The 24,405-nt window shown below is 69.9% G+C and carries 19 protein-coding genes; 5 read left to right on the top strand and 14 right to left on the bottom strand.

Going from position 1 to position 24,405, the window contains the following annotated elements:
• Positions 1 to 75: 75 nt before the first annotated feature.
• On the top strand, positions 76 to 978 hold the full coding sequence (locus ACVNF4_RS00840; protein ID WP_461800659.1) for an SAM-dependent methyltransferase: 903 nt from the start codon (positions 76 to 78) through the stop codon (positions 976 to 978).
• A gap of 73 nt (positions 979 to 1,051) precedes the next feature.
• Here the strand turns inward: ACVNF4_RS00840 and ACVNF4_RS00835 are convergent, their stop codons facing one another.
• The 7 genes from ACVNF4_RS00835 to ACVNF4_RS00805 all read right to left on the bottom strand — a co-directional run bounded on the left by ACVNF4_RS00835 (position 1,052) and on the right by ACVNF4_RS00805 (position 7,901).
• A complete protein-coding gene (locus ACVNF4_RS00835) occupies positions 1,052 to 1,810 on the bottom strand; it encodes a DUF4253 domain-containing protein (protein WP_461800658.1) in 759 nt (252 codons plus the stop codon).
• A 58-nt stretch (positions 1,811 to 1,868) separates the two neighbouring features.
• Positions 1,869 to 3,809, bottom strand: coding sequence for a caspase, EACC1-associated type (locus ACVNF4_RS00830; RefSeq protein ID WP_461800657.1), 1,941 nt, complete (start codon positions 3,807 to 3,809; stop codon positions 1,869 to 1,871).
• Positions 3,806 to 4,225 (bottom strand): effector-associated constant component EACC1, encoded by a 420-nt coding sequence (locus tag ACVNF4_RS00825; RefSeq protein ID WP_461800656.1) that lies wholly within the window; start codon positions 4,223 to 4,225, stop codon positions 3,806 to 3,808. The genes ACVNF4_RS00830 and ACVNF4_RS00825 overlap by 4 nt, the downstream gene beginning before the upstream one ends.
• Before the next feature lie 151 nt (positions 4,226 to 4,376).
• The gene (locus ACVNF4_RS00820) at positions 4,377 to 6,461 is read right to left on the bottom strand and encodes an acyl-CoA dehydrogenase family protein (protein WP_461800655.1); all 2,085 of its coding nucleotides are present in this window, start codon (positions 6,459 to 6,461) and stop codon (positions 4,377 to 4,379) included.
• A gap of 46 nt (positions 6,462 to 6,507) precedes the next feature.
• On the bottom strand, positions 6,508 to 6,750 hold the full coding sequence (locus ACVNF4_RS00815; protein WP_461800654.1) for a DUF397 domain-containing protein: 243 nt from the start codon (positions 6,748 to 6,750) through the stop codon (positions 6,508 to 6,510).
• An 84-nt stretch (positions 6,751 to 6,834) separates the two neighbouring features.
• On the bottom strand, positions 6,835 to 7,077 hold the full coding sequence (locus ACVNF4_RS00810) for a DUF397 domain-containing protein (protein WP_461800653.1): 243 nt from the start codon (positions 7,075 to 7,077) through the stop codon (positions 6,835 to 6,837).
• The gene (locus ACVNF4_RS00805; RefSeq protein WP_461800652.1) at positions 7,074 to 7,901 is read right to left on the bottom strand and encodes a helix-turn-helix domain-containing protein; all 828 of its coding nucleotides are present in this window, start codon (positions 7,899 to 7,901) and stop codon (positions 7,074 to 7,076) included. The genes ACVNF4_RS00810 and ACVNF4_RS00805 overlap by 4 nt, the downstream gene beginning before the upstream one ends.
• Before the next feature lie 113 nt (positions 7,902 to 8,014).
• Between ACVNF4_RS00805 and ACVNF4_RS00800 the strand changes: the two genes are divergently transcribed.
• Positions 8,015 to 8,470: an ATP-binding protein gene (locus ACVNF4_RS00800; protein WP_461800651.1), complete on the top strand. Its 456-nt coding sequence runs from the start codon at positions 8,015 to 8,017 to the stop codon at positions 8,468 to 8,470.
• Here the strand turns inward: ACVNF4_RS00800 and ACVNF4_RS00795 are convergent.
• The 5 genes from ACVNF4_RS00795 to argS all read right to left on the bottom strand — a co-directional run bounded on the left by ACVNF4_RS00795 (position 8,415) and on the right by argS (position 18,452).
• On the bottom strand, positions 8,415 to 8,852 hold the full coding sequence (locus tag ACVNF4_RS00795) for a glutaredoxin domain-containing protein (RefSeq protein WP_461800674.1): 438 nt from the start codon (positions 8,850 to 8,852) through the stop codon (positions 8,415 to 8,417). The genes ACVNF4_RS00800 and ACVNF4_RS00795 overlap by 56 nt on opposite strands.
• Positions 8,853 to 8,866: 14 nt before the next feature.
• On the bottom strand, positions 8,867 to 9,877 hold the full coding sequence (locus ACVNF4_RS00790; protein ID WP_461800650.1) for a hypothetical protein: 1,011 nt from the start codon (positions 9,875 to 9,877) through the stop codon (positions 8,867 to 8,869).
• Complete coding sequence (locus tag ACVNF4_RS00785; RefSeq protein WP_461800649.1) at positions 9,874 to 11,133, bottom strand: CHAT domain-containing protein; 1,260 nt, start codon at positions 11,131 to 11,133, stop codon at positions 9,874 to 9,876. Before ACVNF4_RS00785 ends, ACVNF4_RS00790 begins: the two co-directional genes overlap by 4 nt.
• Positions 11,130 to 16,538: an FxSxx-COOH system tetratricopeptide repeat protein gene (gene fxsT, locus ACVNF4_RS00780; protein ID WP_461800648.1), complete on the bottom strand. Its 5,409-nt coding sequence runs from the start codon at positions 16,536 to 16,538 to the stop codon at positions 11,130 to 11,132. Before fxsT ends, ACVNF4_RS00785 begins: the two co-directional genes overlap by 4 nt.
• A gap of 144 nt (positions 16,539 to 16,682) precedes the next feature.
• On the bottom strand, positions 16,683 to 18,452 hold the full coding sequence (argS, locus tag ACVNF4_RS00775; protein WP_461800647.1) for an arginine--tRNA ligase: 1,770 nt from the start codon (positions 18,450 to 18,452) through the stop codon (positions 16,683 to 16,685).
• A 156-nt stretch (positions 18,453 to 18,608) separates the two neighbouring features.
• Between argS and ACVNF4_RS00770 the strand changes: the two genes are divergently transcribed.
• The 3 genes from ACVNF4_RS00770 to lysS all read left to right on the top strand — a co-directional run bounded on the left by ACVNF4_RS00770 (position 18,609) and on the right by lysS (position 21,757).
• A complete protein-coding gene (locus ACVNF4_RS00770; RefSeq protein ID WP_461800646.1) occupies positions 18,609 to 19,124 on the top strand; it encodes a hypothetical protein in 516 nt (171 codons plus the stop codon).
• A gap of 101 nt (positions 19,125 to 19,225) precedes the next feature.
• On the top strand, positions 19,226 to 19,837 hold the full coding sequence (locus ACVNF4_RS00765) for a hypothetical protein (RefSeq protein WP_461800645.1): 612 nt from the start codon (positions 19,226 to 19,228) through the stop codon (positions 19,835 to 19,837).
• Positions 19,838 to 20,011: 174 nt separating this feature from the next.
• Positions 20,012 to 21,757, top strand: a complete 1,746-nt coding sequence (gene lysS, locus ACVNF4_RS00760; protein WP_461800644.1) for a lysine--tRNA ligase — start codon at positions 20,012 to 20,014, stop codon at positions 21,755 to 21,757.
• Between the two features lie 79 nt (positions 21,758 to 21,836).
• Here the strand turns inward: lysS and ACVNF4_RS00755 are convergent, their stop codons facing one another.
• Both ACVNF4_RS00755 and ACVNF4_RS00750 read right to left on the bottom strand, forming a co-directional pair.
• A complete protein-coding gene (locus ACVNF4_RS00755; protein ID WP_461800643.1) occupies positions 21,837 to 23,117 on the bottom strand; it encodes a DUF2637 domain-containing protein in 1,281 nt (426 codons plus the stop codon).
• Positions 23,118 to 23,417: 300 nt separating this feature from the next.
• Positions 23,418 to 24,293 (bottom strand): DUF3558 domain-containing protein, encoded by an 876-nt coding sequence (locus tag ACVNF4_RS00750; RefSeq protein WP_461800642.1) that lies wholly within the window; start codon positions 24,291 to 24,293, stop codon positions 23,418 to 23,420.
• Between the last annotated feature and the right edge of the window lie 112 nt (positions 24,294 to 24,405).

The following is a 24,405-nucleotide window of genomic DNA, read 5'->3' as shown; positions in this document are numbered from 1 at the left end:
CGTTGAGTACGTCAACTGCCTTTAAGCGTTAGGTTGTTGACGGATCTTTGACGGTTGTGACGGAGGGAGAGCCCCATGTCCGGTGACGCGCTCGATGTGGACCCCGCTGAGCTGCGCAAGCGGATCGATTCGACCAGGGCGCACTCGGCGCGGGTGTACGACGTCTTCCTGGGCGGGAAGGACAACTACCCCGTCGACCGGGAGGCCGCCGCCGCGGGGCTCGCGGCGAATCCGCGCGGGTATCTCGACGTCCGGCACAACCGGGACTTCATGCGCAGAGCCGTGACGCGGCTCGCGGAGGACGGGGTGCGGCAGTTCCTGGACATCGGGACCGGGCTGCCCACCGCCGAGAACGTCCACCAGATCGCGCAGCGGACGGCTCCGGACTCGCGGGTCGTGTACGTCGACAACGACCCGATCGTCCTCGCGCACGCCCGCGCGCTGCTGACGTCGGGGCCGGAGGGGCGTACCGACTACGTCGACGCGGACTTCGGCGAGCCGGGGCGGATTCTCGAACTCGCCGCGCAGACACTGGACTTCGGGCAGCCGATCGCCCTGTGTCTCGTCGCCGTCCTGCACTTCGTGGAGGACGAGCAGGCGTATCCCATCGTGCGGGAGCTGGTCGAGGCGTTGCCGCCTGGGAGCCGGTTGATGCTGACGCACCTGACGGACGAGATGCATCCGATTCCGACCCGCGCCGTCCAACGCACGTACACCGAGCGGGGGTTCACCTTCGTCTTCCGGTCGCGGGAGGAGGTCTCGCGGTTCTTCGACGACACCCCCGGGCTCGTCCTCGACTCCCCGCCCGGCGTGGTGCCGGTGCACCGCTGGCACCCCGGGCCCGCGCCGCTGCCGCCCGCCATTGAGGCGGAGGAGTTCGAGGCGCTGGACGACATCGAGAAGATCCGGTATCGGGACATCAATGATGTGACCGACGCGGACATCAATGTGTATGGGGCTACGGGGACGAAGGGGTGAGGGTGAACTGGCGGGCGTTGTCCGCCAGTTCGGGATGCCGGGGCGGGGGCGGGGTCTGTGGGGGTCGGTGGGGTCAGTCCCACCAGAAGTGCCAGACCGGGGCGCCGATCAACCCCTTCGCGTATGTCTCCAGCGTGTCCTCGTCCGTCCGCAGGACCGTGTACGGGCAGAGGCCGAGGTGTTCGAGGGCGAGGGCCTCGGCGTCCTCGGGGGTGGCCGGCGGGGCGGCGACCGAGACGGAGAGGCGGTCGTAGGAGAGGGCTACGACGCGTATGCCGAACCGCTCCTCCCAGGACCGCAGGACCGCGCACAGCCGCGCCACGTCCTCCTCGTAGTTGACGGCGCCGCTCCAGCCCAGCGCCGCCGGGACGTCCGCGCTGCGCCTGGCCGGGGTCAGGGCGAGCCGCAGGCCCGCGTAACTCCCGTCCTGCGTGAGGGAGTCGGCGATCTCGGCGGCGCGCACGTCGGGGTCGGCGACGAGCGTGGGCGACGGGGCGAGGCCCGGCCACTCCTCGTCGTCCCCGGCCTCCTCCGCCCAGTACTCCTCCAGGACCTCCTCACCGTCGTGATCCCCGGGATACGACGCCTCCTGCGGCGCCAACTCCCAGCTCTCCGGCCCCCCTTGCGGGTCCCCCGCGGCCACCAGTACCGGCACCAGTCCCGCCCGGCCGGCCGGCATCCCCAACGCCGCCCACGTGCCCGGCGCGGCCTCCTTCTCCGCACACCACATCACCCCCGCGCCGATCACCCTCCCCGGGGGGAGCCGCAGCCCCAGCGAGCGTCCGCTCGGGTCGGAGGCCAGTCGGGGCAGGGGGTTCGGGAGTGTCGCCATGGGGGTGACTGTAGGGGGCGGGACTGACAACGAGGGGCGGCGTCGGTTCCGGTGCTGGTCACAGGAGTCCGACCCAGTCGGCGAACCGGTGGCCGAGGAGGTCGTACCCGCTTTCCTCCAGCGCCGCGCCGAGCGGGCCCAGGATCAGGGCGAGGACGGTTCCGCCGAAGGTGATCGCCATACCGGTCAACAGGGATGCCGCGCCTCTGGCGCTGTGGGAGCCCTTCAGGTCGTTGGCGGTGGCACGGCAGGACTGGCAGTCCGGATCCCACACGCAGGGGTCGCACTCTTCCAGGACGCCGACGCAGACGACCAGAGCCATGACGGAGACGACGGCCACCCCGATGAGCGTGACGACGGCGTACAGCACGAGTTTCCAGACGGCCGGGCCCGGATGCGCCTGCATGCCTTCGACGAAGCCGGTGGCGGCGGCCAGCGCCGACACGGGCGGGACCGAGGAGATGACCAGCACACTGCCGCACCGTACGCGCCCCGCGGGCGAGATCGTCGGGCGATGTTCCGCTGGAATCCAGACCGCGCGGGGGCCGGAGGCGGCGGTCTCCTCGGCCGCCCGGGACCGCGCCGCACCGTGGGCATCGACGGCGTTCTTCGCGGCGATCCGTACGGTCGCTCTGTCGGCCGGTCGCGGGGACGGCTCGTCCAGCAGTTGCCGCACCTGTTTCCTCAGGACCGCGACTTCGCCGTGCAGCAGCCGGGCTTCCTCCTTGTACGCGGTCAGGTCGGTCTCGACCTGGCGGGTGTAGTCGCGGGCGTGTTCCAGTCGGACGCGTTGCAGGTTCGCCGTCGCGCGGATCTCGTCGCGCTCGCGTTCCACGGTCTCCGTGCGGGTCACGGCGTCGGCCAACTGCTGCCCGAGGCCGGTCAGTTGCTCCTCCAGTTCGGCGAGCCGGCGGGCGGTCCGCGCGGTGTGCTCGCGTTCGGCCTGCTCCCAGTCGGACCTGAGCCGCCGGAACTCCTCCTGTGAGTGCAGCAGTTGGACCGCCGGGTCCGGGTCCACTGCCTGGGCCTTGCGGCGGAGGTCGTGGAGACGGTCCAAGTCCGGCTGCGGCAACGGGTGTCCGCGCTCGGCCAGGGAACGGGCGAGGTCCGTGAGGAAGGCTGCCGGTGCGACACTCTCGCCCTGGAGGTAGCGGTTGAGCATGGGGTCGGGCGCATCGGCCCTGCCGTTCCTCCGAGCGCCGGCGCGCTGGAACAGGTCCCGCAGTGCCGTCCCGTACGCGAGGGCCTCGGGGGTTCTCGCTCCCGTCCAGCGGTTGCGCACGAGGGCGATACGGTGTCCGGCGTTGCGGGCTCGCTGCTGCGGTTCCGGCCGGCCTTTCGCGATCAGCTCCCGGCGTACCTGCGAGAAGACCGCCTCCATGTCCAGCGGATCGGGACCGGCGGGGATCCCCTCGCGCAGCGTCCTGATCAACTCGCCGGTGAACGCGGTGTGTTCCTCGCCCGGCGGGGCCAGGGCCGTCTTGGTCTCCCCGCATGCCGTCATCACGTACGTCCCGTCGACCCCGGTCTGATCGGCGAACTCGACAGGCGCGGCCAGATGCCCTTCCATGGCGCGGGCGCTGTAGCAGCAGTCGAGGACGACGACCTTGCTGCGCGCCTTGCACGCCGTGAGCATGTGCCGGAGCCGGCTGAACTCCACTGCGGAGTGCAGCCGTTCGGCGTGCGAGGCCGGCAGGGCGAGGTGGAGGGCGGCGTCGCTGCCGGGTGACAGCAGTCCGTGTCCTGCGAAGTACAGGAGGAAGGCGTCGCCGGCTTGGGCGGTGGCTGCTTGCACCCTGTCCAGGACACGGACGGGGTTGCCGGGATCGGACAGGACGACGCAGTGCTTCTTGGGCAGGCCCCACAGGTCGGGGTCGGTCAGCAACTCCGCGAGCGCGGTTACGTTGTTGGCGACCGAGGGGAGTCCGGGCAGGTGGTGGTAGGTGCTGACGCCGATGAGGACCGCGCGTGAAGTGGCGGGGTCCGGCAGGCCGTTCACCGTGGTCCGTCCGCGTCCAGACTCTCCAGGATCCGGCGCACCGTTTCGGCGTCACACTCTCCGCTCAGGGTGACCGTCCGGCCGTTGGCGGTGATCGTGATTCCCGTGGCCGTGGGACGTGCCGTGCGCCAAGTGGCGTAGGAGAGTGCGAGGTTCGCTAGGGCCACGCCCTGGCTGAGCACCAGGTTGATGATCTCGACCGACCCCATTGTCCCGAGGTCGAAGTCGCCGTCGCATTCGCCGTCGAAGTCGCCGTCCAACTCGGTGTCGAGGTCGAGAGAGCGGCGGCTGAGGACGGCGTGGTCGCGGACGTCCGGGTCCTGTTCCAGCCACCGGTACAGGTCGAGCGTCGTGTGATCCGCGTCGTCCGATGCGGCTCTGATCTCCAGGCGCAGGGTGTCTGTCCGTTGCTCCATGGCGGTCCACCGTATGCACAACCGCTGGGCGTGGACGCGGGATTCGGAGACCTTCATCCGGAAGAGGTGGTCTCGCACGGAGGGGGGCGGAGAGGGGCGGAGGGGGTGTGGGCCGTCGTTCTGGAGCGACGGCCCGGTCGGGCGTGGGGGGCTACGAGGCCAGCATCGGGAGGGAGCCCAGGTGTTCCTCCGGGATGTCGAAGGCTTCGGTGAGGGTGGGGAGGTGGGGGGCCAGGGTGGCGGTGAGGGTGGCGCGGGCTGTGGGGAGGGCGTGGAGTTGGGCGGGGGTCAGGGCGCCTTCCGCCGCGAGGAGGCCCTCGTAGGGCTGGAGGTGGCGGAGGAGGAAGAGGGCGTGGAGGAGGGGGAGGTGGGGGGAGTCCGTGCGGGTGCAGGCTGTTGCGAAGGCGTCCGAGGCCTGGCGCAGGGCGTGGGTTTCGACCAGGGTCAGGGCCGGGAGGGAGGCGTTGTTCCAGCGGGTGAAGGCGCCGGAGTGGGGGCTGGAGTCGGGGGTGGGTGCGCGGAGGGCTGTGCGGGCCGTCTGGTGCCAGTGGCGTTCGGCTGTGGTGAGGGCGCTGTGCAGGAACGTTACGTCCGTTACGGATTCGGCTCCGGTCGCTCGGGGCTGTTCCTCTGCGAGGGGGTGGGCGAAGAGCATCTCCGCGCCGGCCTTGGACCAGATGGCGAGGTTGTCGCCCTCGGCCGTGATCGCGCCCTCGGCGTTGGCCATGAAGTCCGCGAGGCCGTTGACGGGGAAGAGGGCGCGGGCGCCGCAGCGTTCGCGGGACTCCGTGATGATGTCGCGGGCCTGGTAGGTGATCCAGCCCTTGGCGATGGCTACGAGGCGTTCTGCTTCTGCGGGGTCGGTGGTGGGGTGGCTGAGCCAGTGGGCCTCTCCTGGGCGGGTGGCCGGTGGGTTGGTGGGTGAGTGGCTGGGCCAGTGAGCCTCTCCTGGGCGGGTGGGTGAGTGGCTGGGCCAGTGGGCCTCTGTGGGGTGGGTGGGTGTTGGCTCGGTGGGTGAGTGGCTGAGCCACTGGGCCTCTCCCGGGCCGGTGGCCGATGGTCCAGTGGGTGAGTGGCTCAGCCAGTGGGCCTCTGCGGGGCGGGTGGCCGGTGGGCGGGTGGCCGATGGGCCGGTGGTCGAGTGGTTCAGCCACTCGGCCTCTCGGGGGCGGATGACCTTTGGTTCGGTGGGTGAGTGGCTGAGCCACTCGGCCATGACCGCCCGGTGCAGGAACGTCATCGCGTAGGCCGTCGCCACGCGGGAGAGGAGGCGGCTGTGGTGGGTGCTGTACGCCGAGATCGGGATGCGGGTGCCGCCGGTCGGGGCGGAGACCTTGCGGTGTTCGCTGTAGCGGACGGCGATCGCGAGGGCCGCTCGGGCGCCGCCGACCGCGCTTGCGCTCATGCAGAGCTTGCCCGTGGTGACCCTGTCGATCGCCGTGAGGAAGCGCTTCCTCGGGCTGCCGAGGAGGCTCTTCACCGTGCCGTCCGGCTGGAGGCGTCCGTGGGGGCCCTGGAGCAGGGCCGTGCGGGGGAGGCGGACGTCGGTGAATGTGGTGACGCAGTGGTCGACCGGGCTGCCGATACGTTCCGGCAAGGGAGTGATCGTGATGCCGGGGAGGGGGCCCGTTTCGTCCGTCAGGGGGGTCAGGAACAGGAAGACGCCCTCGTCCTTGCCGTTCGTCAGCAGGCGGGCCGCGACCACCGCGGTTTTCGGGCCGCCCGCCGGGCTCGTGTTCGGCATGAACTTGGCCGCGCCCTCGTGCGGGGTGTGGAGGACGAATTCGTCGGCGTCGATGTCGTATGTCGCCGTCGTCTCCAGGGCCGAGGCGTCGTTGCCGTGGGCCTCTTCCGTGCAGAGGAACGTTCCTGTGCGGGACAGGGTGGTGAAGGGGGTGAGGTCCCGGGGCGGGGAGTCCTCGTCGTCCAGGAGGCTGCCGAGGAAGAGGTTGTAGTGGATGCCAGCGACGGTCGACGTCGCGCCGTCCACCACCGACGTCCACTCGTGGAGGGCGGCGAGTTCACGGGGGCTGTGCGCCAACTGTTCCGCCGTGAAGGGGAGTTCCTCGTGCAGGTGGCGGAGTCTGTCGTACGCCAGTCGCCACCGCTCCTCGGTGGTGGCTTCGGGGCGGTGGCGGAAGAGGGGGGAGGTGATCGCGCGGCGGTGGTGGGGGTGGACGCCGCCGTCCTCGAAGAGGACGTCACGCAGGGTGGGGCCTGTCTCAGTGATCAACATGCCTGGTATATCGACAGGAACAGGCCCTAGGTAACGATCTTGTTGGTTAAAGGCTGGTTGCGAAGGCGGTCCAAGTGGCGGGGGAGAGGCGGAGGTTGGGGGCGGTGGCTTCCGGCTGCTTGGAGTCGCGGATGTGGATGGTGGTGGGGCACTGGGCGACTTCGAGGCACTGGCCGCCTTCGCTGCCGCTGTAGCTCGACTTCCGCCAGGCGATGGCGACTTCGAGGCACGCGCCGCCTTCGCTGCCGCTGTATGTCGACTTGAACCACTGGAGTGCCTCGGCGCTCATTGTTCTCCCAGGGTGGGGCCTGTCTCAGTGATCAACATGCCTGGTATATCGACAGGAACAGGCCCTAGGTAACGATCTTGTTGGTTAAAGGCTGGTTGCGAAGGCGGTCCAAGTGGCGGGGGAGAGGCGGAGGTTGGGGGCGGTGGCTTCCGGCTGCTTGGAGTCGCGGATGTGGATGGTGGTGGGGCACTGGGCGACTTCGAGGCACTGGCCGCCTTCGTCGCCGCTGTAGCTCGACTTCTGCCAGGCGACGGCGACTTCGAGGCACGCGCCGCCCTCATCGCCGCTGTATGTCGACTTGAACCACTGAAGTGCCTCGGTGCTCATTGCTCTCCTAGCAAGCGGTCAAGCAGGTTCTTGGACTCCTCAACGTCCAAGGATTGTGTCCGCAGCATCGCATACTTGCTCTCCAGGATGGACATTTCTTCCGGGTCCGAAACCCAGTGGCTGCCACGCTGACTCTCGGTGTATGCGAGACGTTGGTGGTCCTCGGTTTCGAGAAGGATGAACGGGCCGTTGAGTCCGGCATTGTGACGACTGTTCAGCGGGAGGATCTGGATCGTCACGTTGGGCAGGTCGGCGACTTCCCGCAGGTGGCGGAGCTGCCGCTGCTGGACTTCCGGTCCGCCGACCATCAGGTGCAGGATCGGCTCCCAGAGGACGAAGCTCATCGTCGGGGGGTTCTTCCGGCGCAGTATCTCCGTCCGCTCGACGCGGCCCTCCAGCTTCGTCTGGATCTCCTCCTCGGAGTACGCCGGGACCCGTTCCCGCAGCACCGCTTCCGCGTACTCCGACGTCTGGAGGAGGCCGGGCATGACCGTGTTGTCGTACCAGTTCAGCTTCTTCGCCGTGCGCTCGTGGTCGATGTAGAGCTCGGCGAAAAGCGGGTACTGGTCGATCTCCGGGAGGTTGTCCACGCCCTCCTCGAACACCCCTTTGGTGCCAAGGGCCTTGTCGATCTTCCGTGCGATGTCCGGCTTCAGAGGCCGTCGGCCCTGCTCGATCGAGGCCATGGTCTCGTTGTCGATGTTGATGAGCAGGGCGAGTTCGACCTGAGTCAGGCCGGACTCGCGGCGGGCGGCCGCGATTTGCCTGCCCAGCATCTTCATCGACGTTTTGTTCTTCGGCCTCGACGGCTTCCTTGGGCTCATGCTCGCGTGTATCCCCCGGAGTTGGGCGCGGTCCACCCGTGCCGACCCGTACGAAACCGTCGTACGGGTTTGCGCGGTGTTCCACCGTAGAGATCCCACGCAACTCTCGTCCCGTGAACGGAACAACTCAACGGCCGTCCCTGCGCGAGAGGTTCTTCCGTCGTGATCGGCGGTCCGTGCCCACTGCCCGGCGGTTCGCCCTGAAGAATCTGACCGAGTGGGGGCTCGTGGAGTGTGCGCGGGCGTCCGATGTGCTGCTGTGTGTCAGTGAGTTGGCCACCAACGCGTTGTTGCACGGGGTGCCGGTGGGGCGGCAGTTCATGCTGTCGATGCGGCTCGATGGGGACGTGGTGCTCGTCGAGGTGCACGACAGCGGGGACGGGATGCCGCGTATCGCTCAGGCGCGGGAGGGGGATGAGGACGAGGGTGGGCGGGGGCTCGTGCTCGTTGCCGCGCTGAGTGCGAAGTGGGGGGTGCGGGAGAGGGGCGTCGGGAAGATCGTGTGGTGCGAGTTCACTTTGCGGTCGGGGACGTCAACTGGGCTTTCAGCCAGGAGGCTTCGGGGTTGACGTGGGGGCGGCCGTCGATGAAGACCGTCGGCACGGTCTCGTTGCCGTCGTTGGCCGCGCGGACGCGTGCCGCCGCGGCGGGGTCCGCCCAGATGTTGACCCAGTGGAGTTCGCGGGCCTTGCCGCCGAGGCGGATGCGGAGGCGGATGCAGTACTTGCAGGTGGGGCGCCAATAGATGACCGGGCGGCCGTCGTCGGCCGCCTGGGCTTCCGCTTCGGTGATCGACTTGGGGAAGATCAAAGGGGAGTTGATGAACGCGAGGGCCGCGAAGAGGAGCGTGAGGGCCACCGCCGCAACCGGGTTCTCCCTGGTCAGCAGGCCGGACGCGGAGACGGCGCCGCCGAGGGCGAGGAGGGCGGGGAGTATCCAGACGCGGTTCATCATGATCCCGCAGATTAGCGGGACCGTTCCGCCAAGGTGAGAAGGAGGTGGGCGGATTCGGGGCGGAGGAAGTCGGAGTGGGCGCCGGAGGGGTGGAGGCGGGTGCGGGGGCTGCCCCGGTAGAGCCAGTCGGCGTTCACGTTCACCAGGCGGTGGTCCAGGGCGTGTTGGGGGTAGGGGTCGGTCGTCCGGTGGAGTTTCGTGGTGAATTGGGGGACCGGGGCCGCGCCCGCGCCGGAGTGGCCGATGCCGGGGGATTTCTCGGCGCGCAGGTGCCAGAAGCCCGTTGCGCGGTCCCAGCGGGAGTGGGTGAGGACGAGGGGGCCGCGCAAGGGGGCGCCCGGGTGGGCCGGGGTGGGGAACAGGGTGTCGAAGTGGGTCGTGAATGCGTCGCGCGGGGCCGCCATCTGGAAGATCAGCATGCTGTCGACCGTGAACGGGCGGCGCGGGTCGTACGGCATGCTCCAGCCCAGCGTCCTCGGCGGCTCGGCCGCCCGCTGCACCGCCTCGCAGAGGAAACGTCCGCCGAAGCTGTGGCCCATCAGGTGTAGGTACTGGCCGCGCCGGTTCGCGAGGACGGGCGGGGCCTTCGGGTCGTCGCGCTTCTTGTCCAGGTAGCCGAGCAAGTGGCCTATCACGTACGGCGCGTGGCCCTTGCCCTCCGCGCTCATCGCGTGAGCGCGGTCCCGGATCCGGGTGTAACCCCCCTTCAGACGCGACAGACTTGACGACGGCCAGCGCACGACCACGCACCACGGGCGGTAGCCGTCCTCCTTCAGGCCGGGGTAGCGGTCGGGGTGCTTGCGGTACAACTCCGTCGCCCTGTACAGGAGTTCGGCCGCCGTCCTTGTCGCCTGCGCGGGCGGGGTCTGCCAGCCGTGGACGTAGACGTGGATGTCCGTGGCCCAGTGGGGGAGGGGGGTCGTATGGGCGAGGTGGTCGGCGACGCGGCCGACCGGGACCGGGGTGCCGCCTGGCGCGAGGAGGCGGCCCTGGTCGTCCAGGTCGATCGTGGCGGGGGTCATGAGGCCAGGTCCAGACGGCTGTTGATGCCGCAGTTGAGAGAGTAGGCGAGGGCGAGGGGGTTGCGGAACTCACGGGCGAAGCGGCGTACGAGTGACTGGCCTATCTCGCCTGCGGACTGATCGCCCATCAGGTACTTGTCGAGGAAGGCGTACGCGTACTCGGTCGCGAAGACCTGGGGCATCTTGATCTGCGGTGCCAGGATGCCGGTCGCACCGAGGCCGATCAGCTCCTGCCCGAGGTGCTCCAAGTGCCCGGGTTCGGCCGCCTCGGCGGAGTGGCAGGCGTTCAGCAGGACGAAGGGCCGGAAGCGGGCGGTGGGGCTGCGGACGTAGGAGCGGCGCATGCGGGAGACGAGCGGGCCGTCGATGTCGTCCGTGTCCGAGAGGCGGATGGCGAGCAGTTGGCTGGCCGCGCCCGCGTTCGCGAAATGGCCGTGGCACCAGAAGTACATGACGTCCTCGTGCAGGATGCGCTGTGAGAGCGCGTCCAGCAGTTGCCTGCCCTCGGTTCTGACGACCAGCAAGGAGCGCTCTTTCAGGAGTTCGTGGACCTCCTCGGCCCGGCCCACCTTGTCGAGGGTGTCGTCCTTGTTGAGGCTGGTGGTGGCCTTCTCGCGCACTCCCAGCGCCGCGTGGCCCCAGCGGTAGCCGCGACTGGTCTGCTCGACCTGGTGCCGATGGCCGAGGAACGCCTCCCACGGGCTCGCGCACGGCGCCGGATCGACGGCGAGCATCTGCCAGGGCAACTGCCACTCGGACTCGAAACTGATCCGCAGGGTCCGGTTCTCGGCCAGGGTGCTGAGCAGGAACTCGCGGAACCGGACCAGGTCGTAGTTCTCGCCTTCGAGCATCACGTCGAGGACGTAGTAGCCCTCCTCGGCCAGTCTTTTGACCACGGCGTCCGTAATGTCGTCCAGTCCGGTCAGGTCCGCGGAGTCGGCGAGGGGGTGACCGCCGACGCGCTGTCCGGGGTCGGGGTCGGTGCTCTCGTGGCAGACCACTTTGTCGTACCAGATGGTGCGCAGCCGTTTTCCAAGATCCAGCAGTCTCTCGGGGGGAATCTCCAGGTCGGCGCAGTGCCAGGGGTCGGTGTCGGGCGCGGCAGGGTCGAGGAAGTGGGCGCGGATGCGCAGGCCGTTCCGGCCGTTCTGATCGAGCTGCACCCGCAGTGAGGGGGGTCCGGCGTGCCGTACGGGCGTCTCGTTCCCTCCGTCGGACGGGTTTCCCAGCATGTCGAAGGTGAGTTGCCCTGTCATGAGTCCCCCAAGTCGTTCCCCACGCGGATCATCGTTCGCAGTTCCTGCAACGCCAGCCCGGTCGCGTAGTCGTACAGCGTGAACCGCAGTTCGTGGTCGCCGGGTTCGGCCGCGGTCAGCTCGAAGCACGCCGGGGCGTCGCCGACGTCGTACACCGCCTGGGGCGGGTCGACCGACGCCGCGGTGCGGCAGGAGGGGGCGATCATGATGCGGGCGGGGGGAGCGCCGTCGCGCTCCTGGACGAGACCGATCTCGACCGGCAGGGGGCGGCCGGTGACCGGTTCGTCGTCCGACGGCAGTGACAGGGCCACCCGCCAGGAGGGGTGTGCGGCGCGCAGGCGGCGGCGCAGTTCCACCGTCTCCGGGTGGTCCGGGCCGATCACCCGCTCCCAGCGGGCGATCACGTCCTCGTGCGGCGGGGCGTCGGGGGCGTTCGCCTCCAAGCAGGCCAGGGCGAGGGTGGCGAGGCTTTCCAGGGTGCGGGGGTGGTCGGGGCCGAAGACGTGGGAGCGGGCCGTCTGGACGGCTCTCAGAAGGCGGATCGCCCTCTCGTGGTCGCCGGAATGGGCCAGCGTGTCGGCGATCTGGACGGCGTAGGAGGGGTAGAGCTTGTCGTACGCCTGCGCGAAGAGTTCGACGACCATCGCCGGGCGCAAGGCGTCGCCTTCGGCCATGCCCGCTGTCAAGTCCGTTGCTGCAGCGTCGAGATGGACCTGGACGATGCCCTCGACCGTCGTCGGCAGGGGAAGCGGCCCGGCTGTTAACTCGGCCTGGGCACGCAGGAGTCGGTCCAGGACTTCGAGGGCCTCGGCGGGGCGTCCCGCCTGGGACAGGGTGTGGGCCAGGACGGGCAGTTCGTCCAGTGTCCTACGGTGGTCGGCGCCATACAGGCGGGTGCAGTCGTCGATCAGTTCGCGGGCCAGGTCGACGGAGCGCTCCGTCGAGCCGGTGTCCGCCGCGAGCCAGGCCAGATGGCCGTGCGTCCAGAAGAGCCGTGGGTGTTCCTCGGGGAGCACGGCTTTGGCGCGCTCGGCGAGGGCCTCCCAGATCAGGGCGGCCTGCTGGGGGTCGCCCAGGTCCCGGTGGGCGAGGGCCAGGGTGCTGCGACGGGCGAAGGAACTGAGGTGGTCCGGGCCCTGCTCCCGGTCGGTACTCTCGATCAGAGTGGTCGACTCGCGTACGGCGCGTGCCCGTTCACCGGTCAGCCGCAGGTACCAGTTCAGGTCGTGGCGGGCGCTGAGGACCGTGTCGTGCTCGGGACCGTGGACCCGGGTGAGGTCGTCCACGAGCTCCGTCTGGAGCGTCAGGCACAGCGCGTGGTGTCCCGCGTGGTCGTGCGCGTGGACGAGTTGCTGACGGGCGTCGAGGGCGCGGGCGCTGTCCGGGCCGAACAGCCGTGTGACGTCCGCCAGCAGCCGGTCGGCGGCCTCGACGGCTCGTCCGGCCGTGGCGGCGCCCAGCAGGGTCCCGACGATCTCGGAGCGCAGGTCGAGGGTGTCGGGGTGCTCGGCGCCCAGGGCCCGCTCCTGGTCGTCCAGCAGAGTGTGGAATTCCCGCAGCGCTGCGGCGCGGTCCCAGGCCCAGTTCCGCCAGCGGGCCACGTTGCGCCGCTCGCGGAAGGTCTGCGGGTGGTCGGGCCCCTGGATGCGGACGCGGTCGGCCACGAGGTCCTGCCCGAGGGCGATGGCCTGCTCGTAGTCCATCCGTTCCGAGACGGTGAAGGCCAACAGCCGGCGGGTGGAGAGCGTCTCGCTGTGCTCCGGGCCGTGGAAGCGCGCGCAGTCCTCCACCAGCGCCTCGTACCCGACGACGGCCCGTTGATACTGGCTGGACAGCCGCCACGCGTTCGCCAGCTGGAGACGGGTGTTGAGGGTGGCGATGTGGTCCCGGCCCCGCACCCGGGCGGTGTCGGTGACCAGTTGCTCGGAGAGTTCCGCCGCACGGAGGTGGTCGCCCGCCGAGAGGTACCCGGCGGCCACGTCGTAGCGCAGGGACAGCACGGCCGGATGATCGGCGCCGTCCCGTCGCCGCCGGTCGTCGAGCACGGACTCCAGCGTCGTCAGCGAGAGCCGGTGCAGGTCAGCAGCCCGCTGGACCAGCGCGAAGTCTCGCCGCGACCTCAGCGTGCTGGGGTGCGTGTCCCCCCGGACGCGGGTCCACGCGGCCACGGCCCGCTCGTACAGGGCCATGGCCTCGTCGTACCGCTGAGCCTCCGAGTGGGTGTCCGCCAGGTGTTCCAGAGTGATCAGGGTTTCCGGGGCCTCGTCCCCCGACAGCTCGCGGCGGTCGTCGAGCAGCGTGGTGAAGTCGGCGACCGCGCCCTCGTGGTCACCGCTGCTCCTGCGGGCCAGCGCCAGGGAGCAGCGGTCGTCCAGGGTGTCCGAGTCGTCCGGGCCCATGAGCTGTTCGCGGTCGGCGACCAGCTCTTCGTACGCCGCGATCGCCTCCTCGTACTTCCCGGCGGACCGCAGCACCCAGGCCCGCCAGTTCCGCGCGTTGAGGGTGTCCGGGTGGTCCGGGCCGTGGACGAGGGTGTGGGCGGCGATCAGCGCGTCGAAGACCTCACCGGCGCGGTCGTGGTGTCCGGCCGCGCCGTGCGCGGCACCGGTCCACAGCCGGACGGTGAGGGTCTTCGGGTGGTCGGGGCCGTGCAGCCGGGTCCAGTCCTCGGTCAGCGGCCCGTAGATCTCCAGCGCCTCGGCGTGGCGGTACTCCTCGGCGAACACCCGGGCGAGAGCCAGCCGGACACCGAGCACCCGCAGGTGGTCCGCCCCGAGGGAGCGCTCCAAGTCCGCGCGCAGTGAGGTCAGTTCGGTGACGGCGCGGGTGTGCAGGCCGGCCCACTGAAGGGTGCGGGCCAGGGCCTCGCGTATGTCGAAGACCCGGGGGTGATCCCGGCCGAGGGTCTTGGCGCGGTCCGCCAGCACCCCTTCGAAGAGGTCGATCGCGGTCCGATGGTCGGAGGCCGCGCGGTGGGCGAAGGCCAGGTTGGACCGCTCGGTGAGGGTCGCCGGATGCCGGGGGCCCTGAATCCGCGTCCGGTGTGCGACCAGGGCCTCCCGCTCGTCGATCGAGCGCCGGTGGTCACCGGCGAGCTGGTAGGTGAAGGCCAGCGCGCCGCGCGCCCGCAAGGTGTCCTGGTGGTTCTCGCCCCGGACCCGGACGTAGTCGGCGATGACGGCGGTGTACGCAGCGATCGCCTCGGGGTACTCCTCGCGGCCCCGGTGGATCTCGGCGATGTCGTCGCGGTACTCCAGAGTCGCCGGGTGATCCGGACCCTGCGCCCGCGCACTGTCCGCCGCCAGCGCCTCGAACTCCCGTAGCGCGACGTCCGTCTCGGTCGCGTCGGCGAGCGCCCAGCCCAGCCGGTGACGGCTTTCCAGCGTGTCCGGGTGGTCGGCCCCCTGCACCTCGGTCCGAGCGGCCACCACCTCCCGGTACAGCTCGACCGCCCGCCGCGGATCGTCAGCGGTCCGATGGGCCGAGGCCAGCCATTCGACGCTGGTGAGTGCGTCGGGATGGCGAGGGCCATGAGCCTGCCGCCGGTCCGCGACAGCCTGCTCGTACAACGTCAGAGCGGTACGGTGCTCCCCGGCCTCCAGCAAGGCGTACGCGAGGCCGCTCCGGCCGGCCAGGGTGTCCGGGTGCAAGTCGCCCAGCACCCGCTCGCGGGCGGCGAGGACCGCCTTGAACTCCGCGACGGCGGCCTGGTGACGGCCGGCGGTCTGGAGCGCGTAGGCGAGCCGGTCACGACTTCTGAGGGTGTCCTCGTGCAACTCGCCCTGGACCCGGCGGCGGTCGGCCACCGCTCTCCTCAACTCCCGGACGGCCTCGACGACTTCTCCCGCCTTGCGCCGCGCGTACGCCAACTGCTCCCGGGCGGCGATGGTTTCCGCCGCGTCCTTGCCGCAGGTGGCGAGGCGGTCCTGGAGGACCTCCCGGCACAGCCGCACGGCCTTCGCCTGGTCGCCCGCCTTGGCATGCAGCCCGGCCAGCCGGTGCCGGCCCGTGAGGGTCGCGGGGGCCGTCGCGCCGTGCAGTCGGATGCTGCCGTCGACCGCCTGCTCCGCCAACCGGATGGCCAGGACGGGCTGTTCGCGGGCGATCAGCTCGTCCACGCCCGACCGGTACATCGCGACGGCTGCCGCGCTCACGTGCTCGGACGTTTCGGATTCGGCGAGCGCCCGGATGTGAGGGAGCAGCCGCCGTACCGCCTCCGATCCGTCGGGTGCCGCGGCGACCACGTCGGCCAGCGCGGCCTCGGCCAGGTCGTGGGCCTCGGGCGGGGCGGAGTCCTGGAGGGCGCGGCGGACCAAGCGGTGCAGGGTCGGGCCCTCGGGGCCGGGCGTGAGCAGGTGGTAGGCCGCCAGAGCGGTGAGCGCGGGCCCCGAGCCGGTGATCAACTCGCCGAGCCGGGCCAGGATCTCGGGCGGGACGGCCTCGGGGGCGTACCAGGCCAGGGTGTGCAGGAGGGGCTCGGCCGAGGGGTGCTCGGCGCCTATCGAACTCAGGCTGGTGCGGCAGATCCTGTCGATCGTCGACCCCGTGTCGTCGGTGAGCACCAGGGCGGGGCTTAGGTCCAACAGGTCACGGTAGGCGGCGAATTCGACGCCGGTCTCTCTGATATAGGCGCCCGCCTGCGCCAGTGCCAGCGGTAAGTGGCCCAGGTCGGTGGCGAGTTGGGCCACCTGCTCGTGGGTCGTGCGGGAGGTCGTGCGGTGCAGCAGGCTGACGGCGTCGTCGTGGGCGAGGACGTCCAGGCCCAGCACGGCGGTGCCCTTCGCCCATCCGTCACGGCAGCGGCTGGTCACCAGTTGGTGGCCGTGATCCGGTAACCGCCCCAGGAACGAGGTCAGTTGCTCGGGGTACTCGACGTTGTCGTACACCACGAGCCAGTCGGAGTGGGCTCCCAGCCAGGTCAGCGCCCACTCGGTGCGTTCTCTGGGAGTGGCGTCGTGCGCCCACGATGAGTGCAGGAGCAGGGCGAGATCGGAGAAGCCGGACGCGGTCTGTTCCTCGGTCTCGGCGACGATCCACCACACGAGCTGGTAGCGGTCGAGGCGGTCGTGCGCGTAGCGCAGGGCGAGAGCGGTCTTCCCGATGCCGCCGAGACCGCTCACCGCGGCGGTCTGCGTGACGACTCCGCTGCCGGAACTTCCGGATATCAGATGCGCGTCCAGCCACTCCAGGTCCTGCTCACGGCCCACGAAAGGCTGCTCCGGCAGGGAGGGCAGGTTGTTCAGCGGGACGGGCAGGGCGAGCTGGTGAGCCGCGGCCTTGACCTTGGGGGGCAAGACGGTCGCCGGGCGCTCGGCGTGCGGATTGCCGTCCGGGCGACCACCGCCGACCTCCCGGTCGGGGACCGTCGGGTCGTCGTGCGGGACGGCCGTCTCGCGCTCCGGCACGACCGTTTCGGTGCTCTGTAACTCGCCTGCGACGGCCATGTTCCCCCCGAAGCCAGCTGTCGATGCGTCAACTGTACTGACGCCTCGGGGGAGTTGTCAGGGGTTGTCACCCGATGAGGGATGGCAACCCCTGACCGCGGGATGTCAGAGCTTGTCGGGCGTCCTGATGCCCAGGAGGGTCATGCCCTGGTGGAGGGTGCGGGCCGTCAGGTCGATCAGGAAGAGGCGGTTCTCCTGCTGGGCGGGGGTGTCGGCCTTCAGGACGGGGCACTGGTCGTAGAACGTGGTGAGGTGGCTGGCCAACTGGTAGAGGTAGGCGGCCAGTTTGTGGGGCTCGTAGGAGGCGGCGACCTCCAGGACCGTCTCCGCGAACTGGTCGAGGTGCAGGCCCAACGCCCGCTCCGCCGGGGCCAGTTCCAGCTCCGGGTGGGGCTGGGGGGTGGCGTTCTCCGACTTGCGCAGGATCGACTGGATCCGGGCGTACGCGTACTGGAGGTAGACCGAGGTGTCGCCGTTGAGGGAGACCATCTGGTCGAGGTCGAACTTGTAGTCGCGGACGGCGGACGTCGACAGGTCGGCGTACTTCACCGCGCCGATGCCGACATACCGGCCGTTCTCGGTGATCTCCTGCTCGGTCAGGCCGACCTTCTCGGCCTTGTCGCGGACGACGGCCGTGGCGCGGTCGACCGCCTCGTCGAGGAGGTCCTCCAGCTTGACCGTCTCACCCGCACGCGTCTTGAACGGCTTGCCGTCCTTGCCGAGGATCGTGCCGAAGGCGAGCTGGAAGGCCGTGGTGTCGTCGTTCAGCCAGCCGGCGCGGCGGGCCGTCTCGAAGACCATCTTGAAGTGCAGGGACTGCCGGGCGTCGACGACGTAGAGGAGGGTGTCCGCCTTCAGGTTGAACACGCGGTCGCGGATCGCGGAGAGGTCGGTCGCCGCGTAGCCGAAACCGCCGTCGGACTTCTGGACGATCAGGGGGACTGGGTTGCCGTCCGGGCCCTTGATGTCGTCGAAGAACACGCAGAGCGCGCCCTCGGAGCGGACGGCCACACCGGACTCCTCCAGGAGCCGGCAGGTCTCGTGGAGCATGTCGTTGTAACCGCTCTCACCGACGATGTCGGGGTCGCGGACCTCCATGTCCAGCTTCTCGAAGACGGAGAAGAAGTAGATCTTCGACTCGTCGACGAACTTCTGCCAGGAGGCGAGGGTCTTCGGCTCGCCCGCCTGGAGGTCGACGACCCTGCGGCGGGCGCGCGTCTTGAACTCCTCGTCGGAGTCGAAGAGTTTGCGCGCGGTCTTGTACAGGCGGTCGAGGTTCGACATCGCCTGCTCGCCGGTCACCTCGCCGTCCTCGTGGTCCAGTTCGTGCGGGTGCTCGTCCAGGTACTGGATCAGCATGCCGAACTGGGTTCCCCAGTCGCCGATGTGGTGCCTGCGGACGACCTTCTCGCCGGTGAACTCCAGGAGTTGGACCACCGCGTCGCCGATCACCGCCGAGCGGAGGTGGCCGACGTGCATCTCCTTCGCCACGTTCGGCTGGGCGTAGTCGACGACCGTCGTGCCCGGGTGCGCGGCGTACGGGACGCCGAGGCGGGCGGTGTCGTCCGCGTAGCGCGCGGCGAGGTTCTCGGTGATCGCCTTGTCCGCGATGGTGATGTTCAGGAAGCCGGGTCCTGAGACCTCGATGTCCTGGATGATCTCGGGCGCGGTGAGGTTCGCGACGACCTGCGTGGCCAGCTCGCGCGGGTTGGCCTTCGCCTTCTTCGCCAGCGCGAGGACACCGTTGGCCTGGTAGTCCGCTCGGTCGCTGCGTCGCAGGAGCGGGTCCGCGCCGGCTGCCTCCGGCAGGGTGGCCGAGAGGGCGGACGCGAGGTGCTGCTGGACGGAGTCGCTCAGGGACGTGACCGGGGCCATGGGAGTGGGTGCCGTTCTCCTCGTGGGATGGATATACCTCTCCAGTATCCCATGGGCGGTAAAGCGGTTTCCGGGGATCGGGGGTGAGCTGGGGGTATGACCGGGGGGTGGAGGTCTTCCATTGAGGTACTACGGGACGCCCCCTAGGCATGAGGTATGACGCTTCCCTCCACACCCTCCACGCCCCGACGCCGGCTGCGGGCCGTCGTCACCCTCCTCGCCTCCGCCGGGCTCGCCCTCACCCTGGCGGGGACGGCCGTCGCCGCGCCCGTCGGTGCCGCCGCCCGGGTGGTGACCGTCGACGGCAAGACCTTCCGGCTGCGCATGGTCGCCTCCGGGCTCGACCTGCCGTCCCGGGGTGGCACGGTCCACGTCTCCGGCAGCGGCTACAACGGGAACCAGGCCATCACCGTCTCGCTGTGCGCCATCCCGGAAGGGGTGACCGTGGGCGACACCTCGACCTACACGAAGCCGCCGGCGCCCTGTCTCGGCGGCGCCGGTTCCCTCACCGAGTCGGACGGCGACGGCGCCTTCGCCGGGGACCTCGTCGTCAAGCCCGCGATCCAGAGCGGCGCGGTCTGCGGGAGCGGCGTGCGGTGCGCGATCGTGACGAAGTCGACGGTCGCCTCGGACCGCAGCTACGACCAGTACATCAAGGTCAACTTCAGCTGACCGGACCGCTGACCGGACTGCTCACCAGGCTGATGTGTGGGTCTGGTGTACGGATTCAGGCGCCATTGCCTACTGATCAGTCGCGGACTGTCATGTTGACCATGAAGCCCCCCACGAAGAGGATCAGGGCCGCGCTGGTGGCGGTGGCCGCGGCCACGCTCGCGCTCGTCACCGCGTCCCCCTCCACGGCGAGTCCGTACACCTCCTACACCCCCTCCTACACGCCCTCTTTCGGCGCCGCGCACCGCGTCACCACCGGCGCCGACGGTCGGACGTACGACCTGAGGCTCGGCGCGTTCGGCACCGTGCTGCCCGCTGCGGGCGGGACCGTCGACGTCGTCGGGTCCGGGTACAACCGGGCGCAGGGCATCTTCCTGGCCTTCTGCGTCGTACCCGAGGGTGTGGTGGTCGGGCACCCTGAGACGTACACCGTGCTGCCCTCGTCCTGTCTCGGCGGGCGTGGGGCGACCGACGGGTCGGCTCGGCGGATCACCGACACGGGTACGGGTACTACGGGGGTGACGATCCCCTACCAGGAGGGCGGGTCCTTCCGCACGGACCTGAAGATCAAGCCGCAGATCGCCGACGGGGTCACCTGCGGGGTCGGCGGGGTGCGGTGCGCGATCGTGACGCGGGCCGACTTCACCGCCACCGCCGACCGGTCGTACGACCAGTACATCCCGGTGAGCTTTGACGCGAGCTTTGACCAGTAGCCGGTGAACTCCGGCTGACGTATCCGCATCTACATCGGCGTCCCCCAGAAGTACTACGGGGGCGCCGATACCCGTTTTCGTGGTGGGGGCGCCTCCTGGGAGAATGGGGCGGTCAGCCGTGCGACCGTACCGGCTGGTAGTCGATTCCCAGAGGAATCCCAGAACACAGAGGACGTGCCGATCGTGGCTCAGAGCACCGAGACCACCGACTGGGTCTCCCGTTTCGCGGACGAGGTCATCGAGGAGTCCGAGCGCCGCGCCCCGGGTAAACCCGTAGTGGTCGCGTCCGGGCTCTCCCCCTCCGGGCCGATCCACCTGGGCAACCTCCGCGAGGTCATGACCCCGCACCTGGTCGCGGACGAGATCCGCCGCCGGGGCCACGAGGTCCGCCACCTCATCTCCTGGGACGACTACGACCGCTACCGCAAGGTCCCCGCGGGCATCGCCGGCGTCGACGAGACGTGGGCCGAGCACATCGGCAAGCCGCTGACCTCGGTCCCGGCGCCGGCGGGGTCGTCGTACCCGAACTGGTCGGAGCACTTCAAGGCCGCGATGGTCACCGCGCTCGGCGAGCTGGGTGTGGAGTTCGACGGGATCAGCCAGACGGCGCAGTACACCTCCGGCGTCTACCGCGAGCAGGTGCTGCACGCCGTCCGGCACCGCGCCGACATCGACGCGGTCCTCGACCAGTACCGGACCAAGAAGGCCCCCGCGAAGGTCTCCCAGAAGCCCCTGGACGAGGCCGAGTTGGAGGCCGCCGAGGGGTCGGGCGCGGCCGGTGAGGACGACGGGTCCGCCGGTGCCGGAGGCGTCGGGTACTTCCCGTACAAGCCGTACTGCGGCAACTGCGAGAAGGACCTGACGACGGTAACCGCTTACGACGACGACAGCACCGAGCTGACGTACACCTGCACGGCGTGCGGGTTCTCCGAGACCGTCCGGCTGAACGAGTTCAACCGGGGCAAGCTGGTCTGGAAGGTCGACTGGCCGATGCGGTGGGCGTACGAGGGCGTCGTGTTCGAGCCGTCGGGCGTGGACCACTCGTCGCCGGGGTCGTCGTTCCAGGTCGGCGGGCAGATCGTCGGGATCTTCGGCGGGCAGCAGCCGATCGGGCCGATGTACGCGTTCGTCGGGATCTCAGGGATGGCGAAGATGTCGTCGTCCAAGGGCGGGGTGCCGACGCCCGGCGACGCGCTCCGGATCATGGAGCCGCAGCTGCTGCGCTGGCTGTACGCGCGGCGGCGGCCGAACCAGTCGTTCAAGATCGCGTTCGACCAGGAGATCCAGCGGCTGTACGACGAGTGGGACAAGCTGGCGGCGAAGGTCGCCGACGGTTCCGCGCTGCCGGGGGACGTCGCCGCGTACACGCGTGCCGTCGGTACCGCTGCCGGTGAACTGCCGTCCACCGCACGGCCGTTGCCGTACCGGACGCTCGCGTCCGTCGCGGACATCACCGCCGGGCACCAGGACCAGGCGCTGCGGATCCTCTCCGAACTGGACCCGGCCCATCCGCTGGTAGCACTCGACGACGTACGTCCCCGGTACGACAAGGCGGAGGCGTGGATCAACACGCACGTCTCCGCCGACCAGCGGACGATCGTGCGCTCCGAGCCCGATGTCGACCTGCTGAAGTCCCTGGACGACGCGTCCCGGGACAGCGTGCGGCTGCTGCTTGAGGGCCTCGCCTCCCACTGGTCCCTCGACGGGCTCTCCGACCTCGTCTACGGCGTGCCCAAGGTCCAGGCCGGGTTCCCCGCCGACGCGACGCCGAAGGAGCTGCCGGCCGAGATCAAGACGGCCCAGCGGACGTTCTTCGCGCTGCTGTACGAGCTGCTGGTCGGGCGGGACACGGGTCCGCGGCTGCCCACGCTGCTGCTGGCGGTGGGGCAGGAGCGGGTGCGGAGCCTGCTCGGGGAGTAACGCCGGGTAAGCGGTTGCGCTGTGCGAAAGGGGCCCTCTCGTGGGGCCCCTTCTGCGTGTGCGGCTGCGTGTGCGCGGCTTACGCGATGTGGTCCTCTTCGAGTTCCGCGTTGTAGCGGTTGGTGAAGCGGTTCACCATGCGCTTGGCGTCCTCGACGGAGAGGGGGAGCGTGAACTCGGCCTCGGCGTTCTCGCTGAACTCGCGGGGGGTGGGGTAGCTGCCGTTTATCGACTTCTTGAAGACGGTGTAGTACGCCTCCTCGTCGGGCTCGGTGCCGCCGCCCTCGCCCAACTCCCTTGTGCGGCCGGGGCCTGAGGGGATGGGGAAGGTGCCGGTCTCCTCCGGGGAGGGTTCCTCGACGGGGGGTTCCTGCTGGAACTGGGCCGCGTACTGCTCGGCCTGGACCTCCTGGGCGTACCAATCGGCGTACGCCGCTTCGGGGTTGTAGTTGGGGTCGTAGCCGCCCTGGTACTGGGTCTCGGCGGGCGCCTTCTGGTGGAACCAGGGGCTTTCCTCGGGGCCCGGCTCGGGCTCCGGCTCGGGTTCCTGCTGGGGCTGCGGGAGTTGCTCCTGCTTCTGGAGCAACGGCTGTCGCTGCGCGGGGAGTTCGGGCTGCTTCTGCTCCACCGGGGCCGGGGCCGGAGGCAGTTCCTGTTGCTGGGGCTGGGGGAGCACCGGCGGCGGTGGGATCAGCACCGGGTCGATGCCGGCCGCCGCGAGGCCCGCCGGGGCCGTCTCCGAGAGGGGGATGCCGTAGCGGGCCAGGCGCAGCGGCATGACCGACTCGACGGGGGCCTTGCGGCGCCAGGCGCGGCCGTAGCGGGACTGGAGGCGGGCCTGGTAGACGAGGCGGTCCTGCTCCAGCTTGATGACCTGGTCGTAGGAGCGCAGCTCCCACAGTTTCATCCGGCGCCACAGCAGGAACGTCGGTATCGGCGAGAGCAGCCAGCGCGTGATGCGCACGCCCTCCATGTGCCGGTCCGCCGTGATGTCGGCGATCCGGCCGACCGCGTGCCGTGCCGCCTCGATGGTGACGACGAACAGGATGGGGATGACGGCGTGCATCCCCATGCCCAACAGGTCTTCCGCCGCTGCGGCGTTGAAGGCGATCGTGGCGGCCGTCAGGACCCAGGCCGTCTGCCGGAGCAGGGGGAAGGGCATCCGGATCCACGTCAGGAGCAGGTCCAGTGCCAGCAGGACACAGATACCCGCGTCGATGCCGATCGGGAGGAAGTAGGAGAAGTTCCCGAATCCCTTTTTGACGGCCAACTCTCGGACGGCCGCGTAAGAACCGGCGAAGCCGATGCCGGCGATGACCACCGCGCCGGCCACGACCACGCCGATGAGAACGCGGTGCATGCGAGTGAGCTTCAGAGGCGCGGCCACTCGGGGACCCCTCCCTGTTCGGTCTGTTGCGAGCGACACCCTGGCACACACGTGCGGGAGGGTGTGAGCCAGTGCGGAAGGCGGTTACACACCGTGACCGTCATGCGGGGAGGGGCGGTGAGCCGGCCCGCGTATCGCCGGCTCACCACGCCGATGAGAGCGCGGTGTGCCCGGGTCGACTGGATTGGCGCGGCCACCCGTACTCCCCTTCGCTTTCCTGTCGTTGCGCGCAACAGGGTGGCACATGTGTGCGGCGAACGTGGTGTCGGACCGTCAGCTCTTGGCCGAGGAAGGGGTGGCGGACGGCGCTGTCGAGCCGGTCGCCGAAGGGGTCGCCGCCGGTGAACTCGGCTGTGTGGGACCGCTGTTGGCCTTCTTCACGGACGCGACCGTCTCCTTCGCGGCCTGTTGCGCGAGCTTCATGAGATCCGCGGCGTCCGGGGCGTCGTCCCCGGCGAAACCGGCGCCGTTGTAGTCGACGGTGATGACGATGTTCTCCGCGCGGGCCACCACCGTCTGCTGCTTGAAAGCGCCTTCCTTCTTCTTCTGGTCGTAGCTGATCGCCGTCGCGGCGTCACCGATCCCGGCGGCGGCCGTCGACTTGACGTTCGTCGCGCCCTGCACCGACTTCGCGTCGTTCAGTTGGCGGGTGTAGTACTCCTGCGCCTGCTTGTCGGCGTCCCCGGCCACGGAGTTGGAGTCGAAGCGCAGCAGGGAGACGCTGAGCCAGCGGTACTGCGAGCCCTTCACGCCGTTGTCGCTGAGGCTGTCCCAGGTGCAGGCCGAGCGGATGTCCGCCTCGCCCGACGCCGACTTCTTGCCGGACTTGGCCTTCGGGACGGTGTCGTCGAGGGTGTCGTCCGACAGGACCTTGCAGGCGTCAGGGAGGGCGCTGTAGACGGCCGCCCGGAGGGTGGGGGAGGGCGAGGCGTCGCCGGTGGGGGACGTCGCCGTACCGCCCGTGGACTGCTGGGTGCCCTGGTTCGCCGCCTTGTCGCCACCGCCGTCGCCCGAGTCCGAGGAACAGGCCGCCGCGAACAGCATCACGGGGAGTGCCGCCGCCACCAGGGCGCGGTTCAGGCTCCGGGCACGCTTCGTCCGGCTCTGGTCGTCTCGCTGGGCTCGTCGCTGCATGGTTCCTTCACTCATGACGCTCGTGGTTCCTGCGGGTCGGATCGGGTCCGAGGGGCCACCGTACGCGGTGAAGAAGCTGTGCGGCTCTGCTTCGCCTGCTTCGCGAGCGGGCCGACGAAGGGCGCCG

The sequence above is a fragment of the Streptomyces sp. S6 genome, assembly GCF_054880855.1.
Note: the sequence above shows the minus strand (reverse complement) of the source record. Positions and strands in the feature narration are given on the sequence as shown.

What these genes read in the sequence shown, in the direction of transcription:
- ACVNF4_RS00825 (WP_461800656.1), bottom strand. Translation starts at nt 4,225, where the DNA reads ATGGAGCAACGGACAGACACCCTGCGCCTGGAGATCAGAGCCGCATCG.
- ACVNF4_RS00785 (WP_461800649.1), bottom strand. Translation starts at nt 11,133, where the DNA reads ATGACAGGGCAACTCACCTTCGACATGCTGGGAAACCCGTCCGACGGA.
- ACVNF4_RS00755 (WP_461800643.1), bottom strand. Translation starts at nt 23,117, where the DNA reads ATGCACCGCGTTCTCATCGGCGTGGTCGTGGCCGGCGCGGTGGTCATC.
- argS (WP_461800647.1), bottom strand. Translation starts at nt 18,452, where the DNA reads ATGGCCCCGGTCACGTCCCTGAGCGACTCCGTCCAGCAGCACCTCGCG.
- ACVNF4_RS00835 (WP_461800658.1), bottom strand. Translation starts at nt 1,810, where the DNA reads ATGGCGACACTCCCGAACCCCCTGCCCCGACTGGCCTCCGACCCGAGC.
- ACVNF4_RS00795 (WP_461800674.1), bottom strand. Translation starts at nt 8,852, where the DNA reads ATGAACCGCGTCTGGATACTCCCCGCCCTCCTCGCCCTCGGCGGCGCC.
- ACVNF4_RS00790 (WP_461800650.1), bottom strand. Translation starts at nt 9,877, where the DNA reads ATGACCCCCGCCACGATCGACCTGGACGACCAGGGCCGCCTCCTCGCG.
- ACVNF4_RS00810 (WP_461800653.1), bottom strand. Translation starts at nt 7,077, where the DNA reads ATGAGCACCGAGGCACTTCAGTGGTTCAAGTCGACATACAGCGGCGAT.
- ACVNF4_RS00840 (WP_461800659.1), top strand. Translation starts at nt 76, where the DNA reads ATGTCCGGTGACGCGCTCGATGTGGACCCCGCTGAGCTGCGCAAGCGG.
- ACVNF4_RS00805 (WP_461800652.1), bottom strand. Translation starts at nt 7,901, where the DNA reads ATGAGCCCAAGGAAGCCGTCGAGGCCGAAGAACAAAACGTCGATGAAG.
- ACVNF4_RS00750 (WP_461800642.1), bottom strand. Translation starts at nt 24,293, where the DNA reads ATGAGTGAAGGAACCATGCAGCGACGAGCCCAGCGAGACGACCAGAGC.
- ACVNF4_RS00770 (WP_461800646.1), top strand. Translation starts at nt 18,609, where the DNA reads ATGACGCTTCCCTCCACACCCTCCACGCCCCGACGCCGGCTGCGGGCC.
- ACVNF4_RS00820 (WP_461800655.1), bottom strand. Translation starts at nt 6,461, where the DNA reads ATGTTGATCACTGAGACAGGCCCCACCCTGCGTGACGTCCTCTTCGAG.
- ACVNF4_RS00815 (WP_461800654.1), bottom strand. Translation starts at nt 6,750, where the DNA reads ATGAGCGCCGAGGCACTCCAGTGGTTCAAGTCGACATACAGCGGCAGC.
- ACVNF4_RS00765 (WP_461800645.1), top strand. Translation starts at nt 19,226, where the DNA reads ATGAAGCCCCCCACGAAGAGGATCAGGGCCGCGCTGGTGGCGGTGGCC.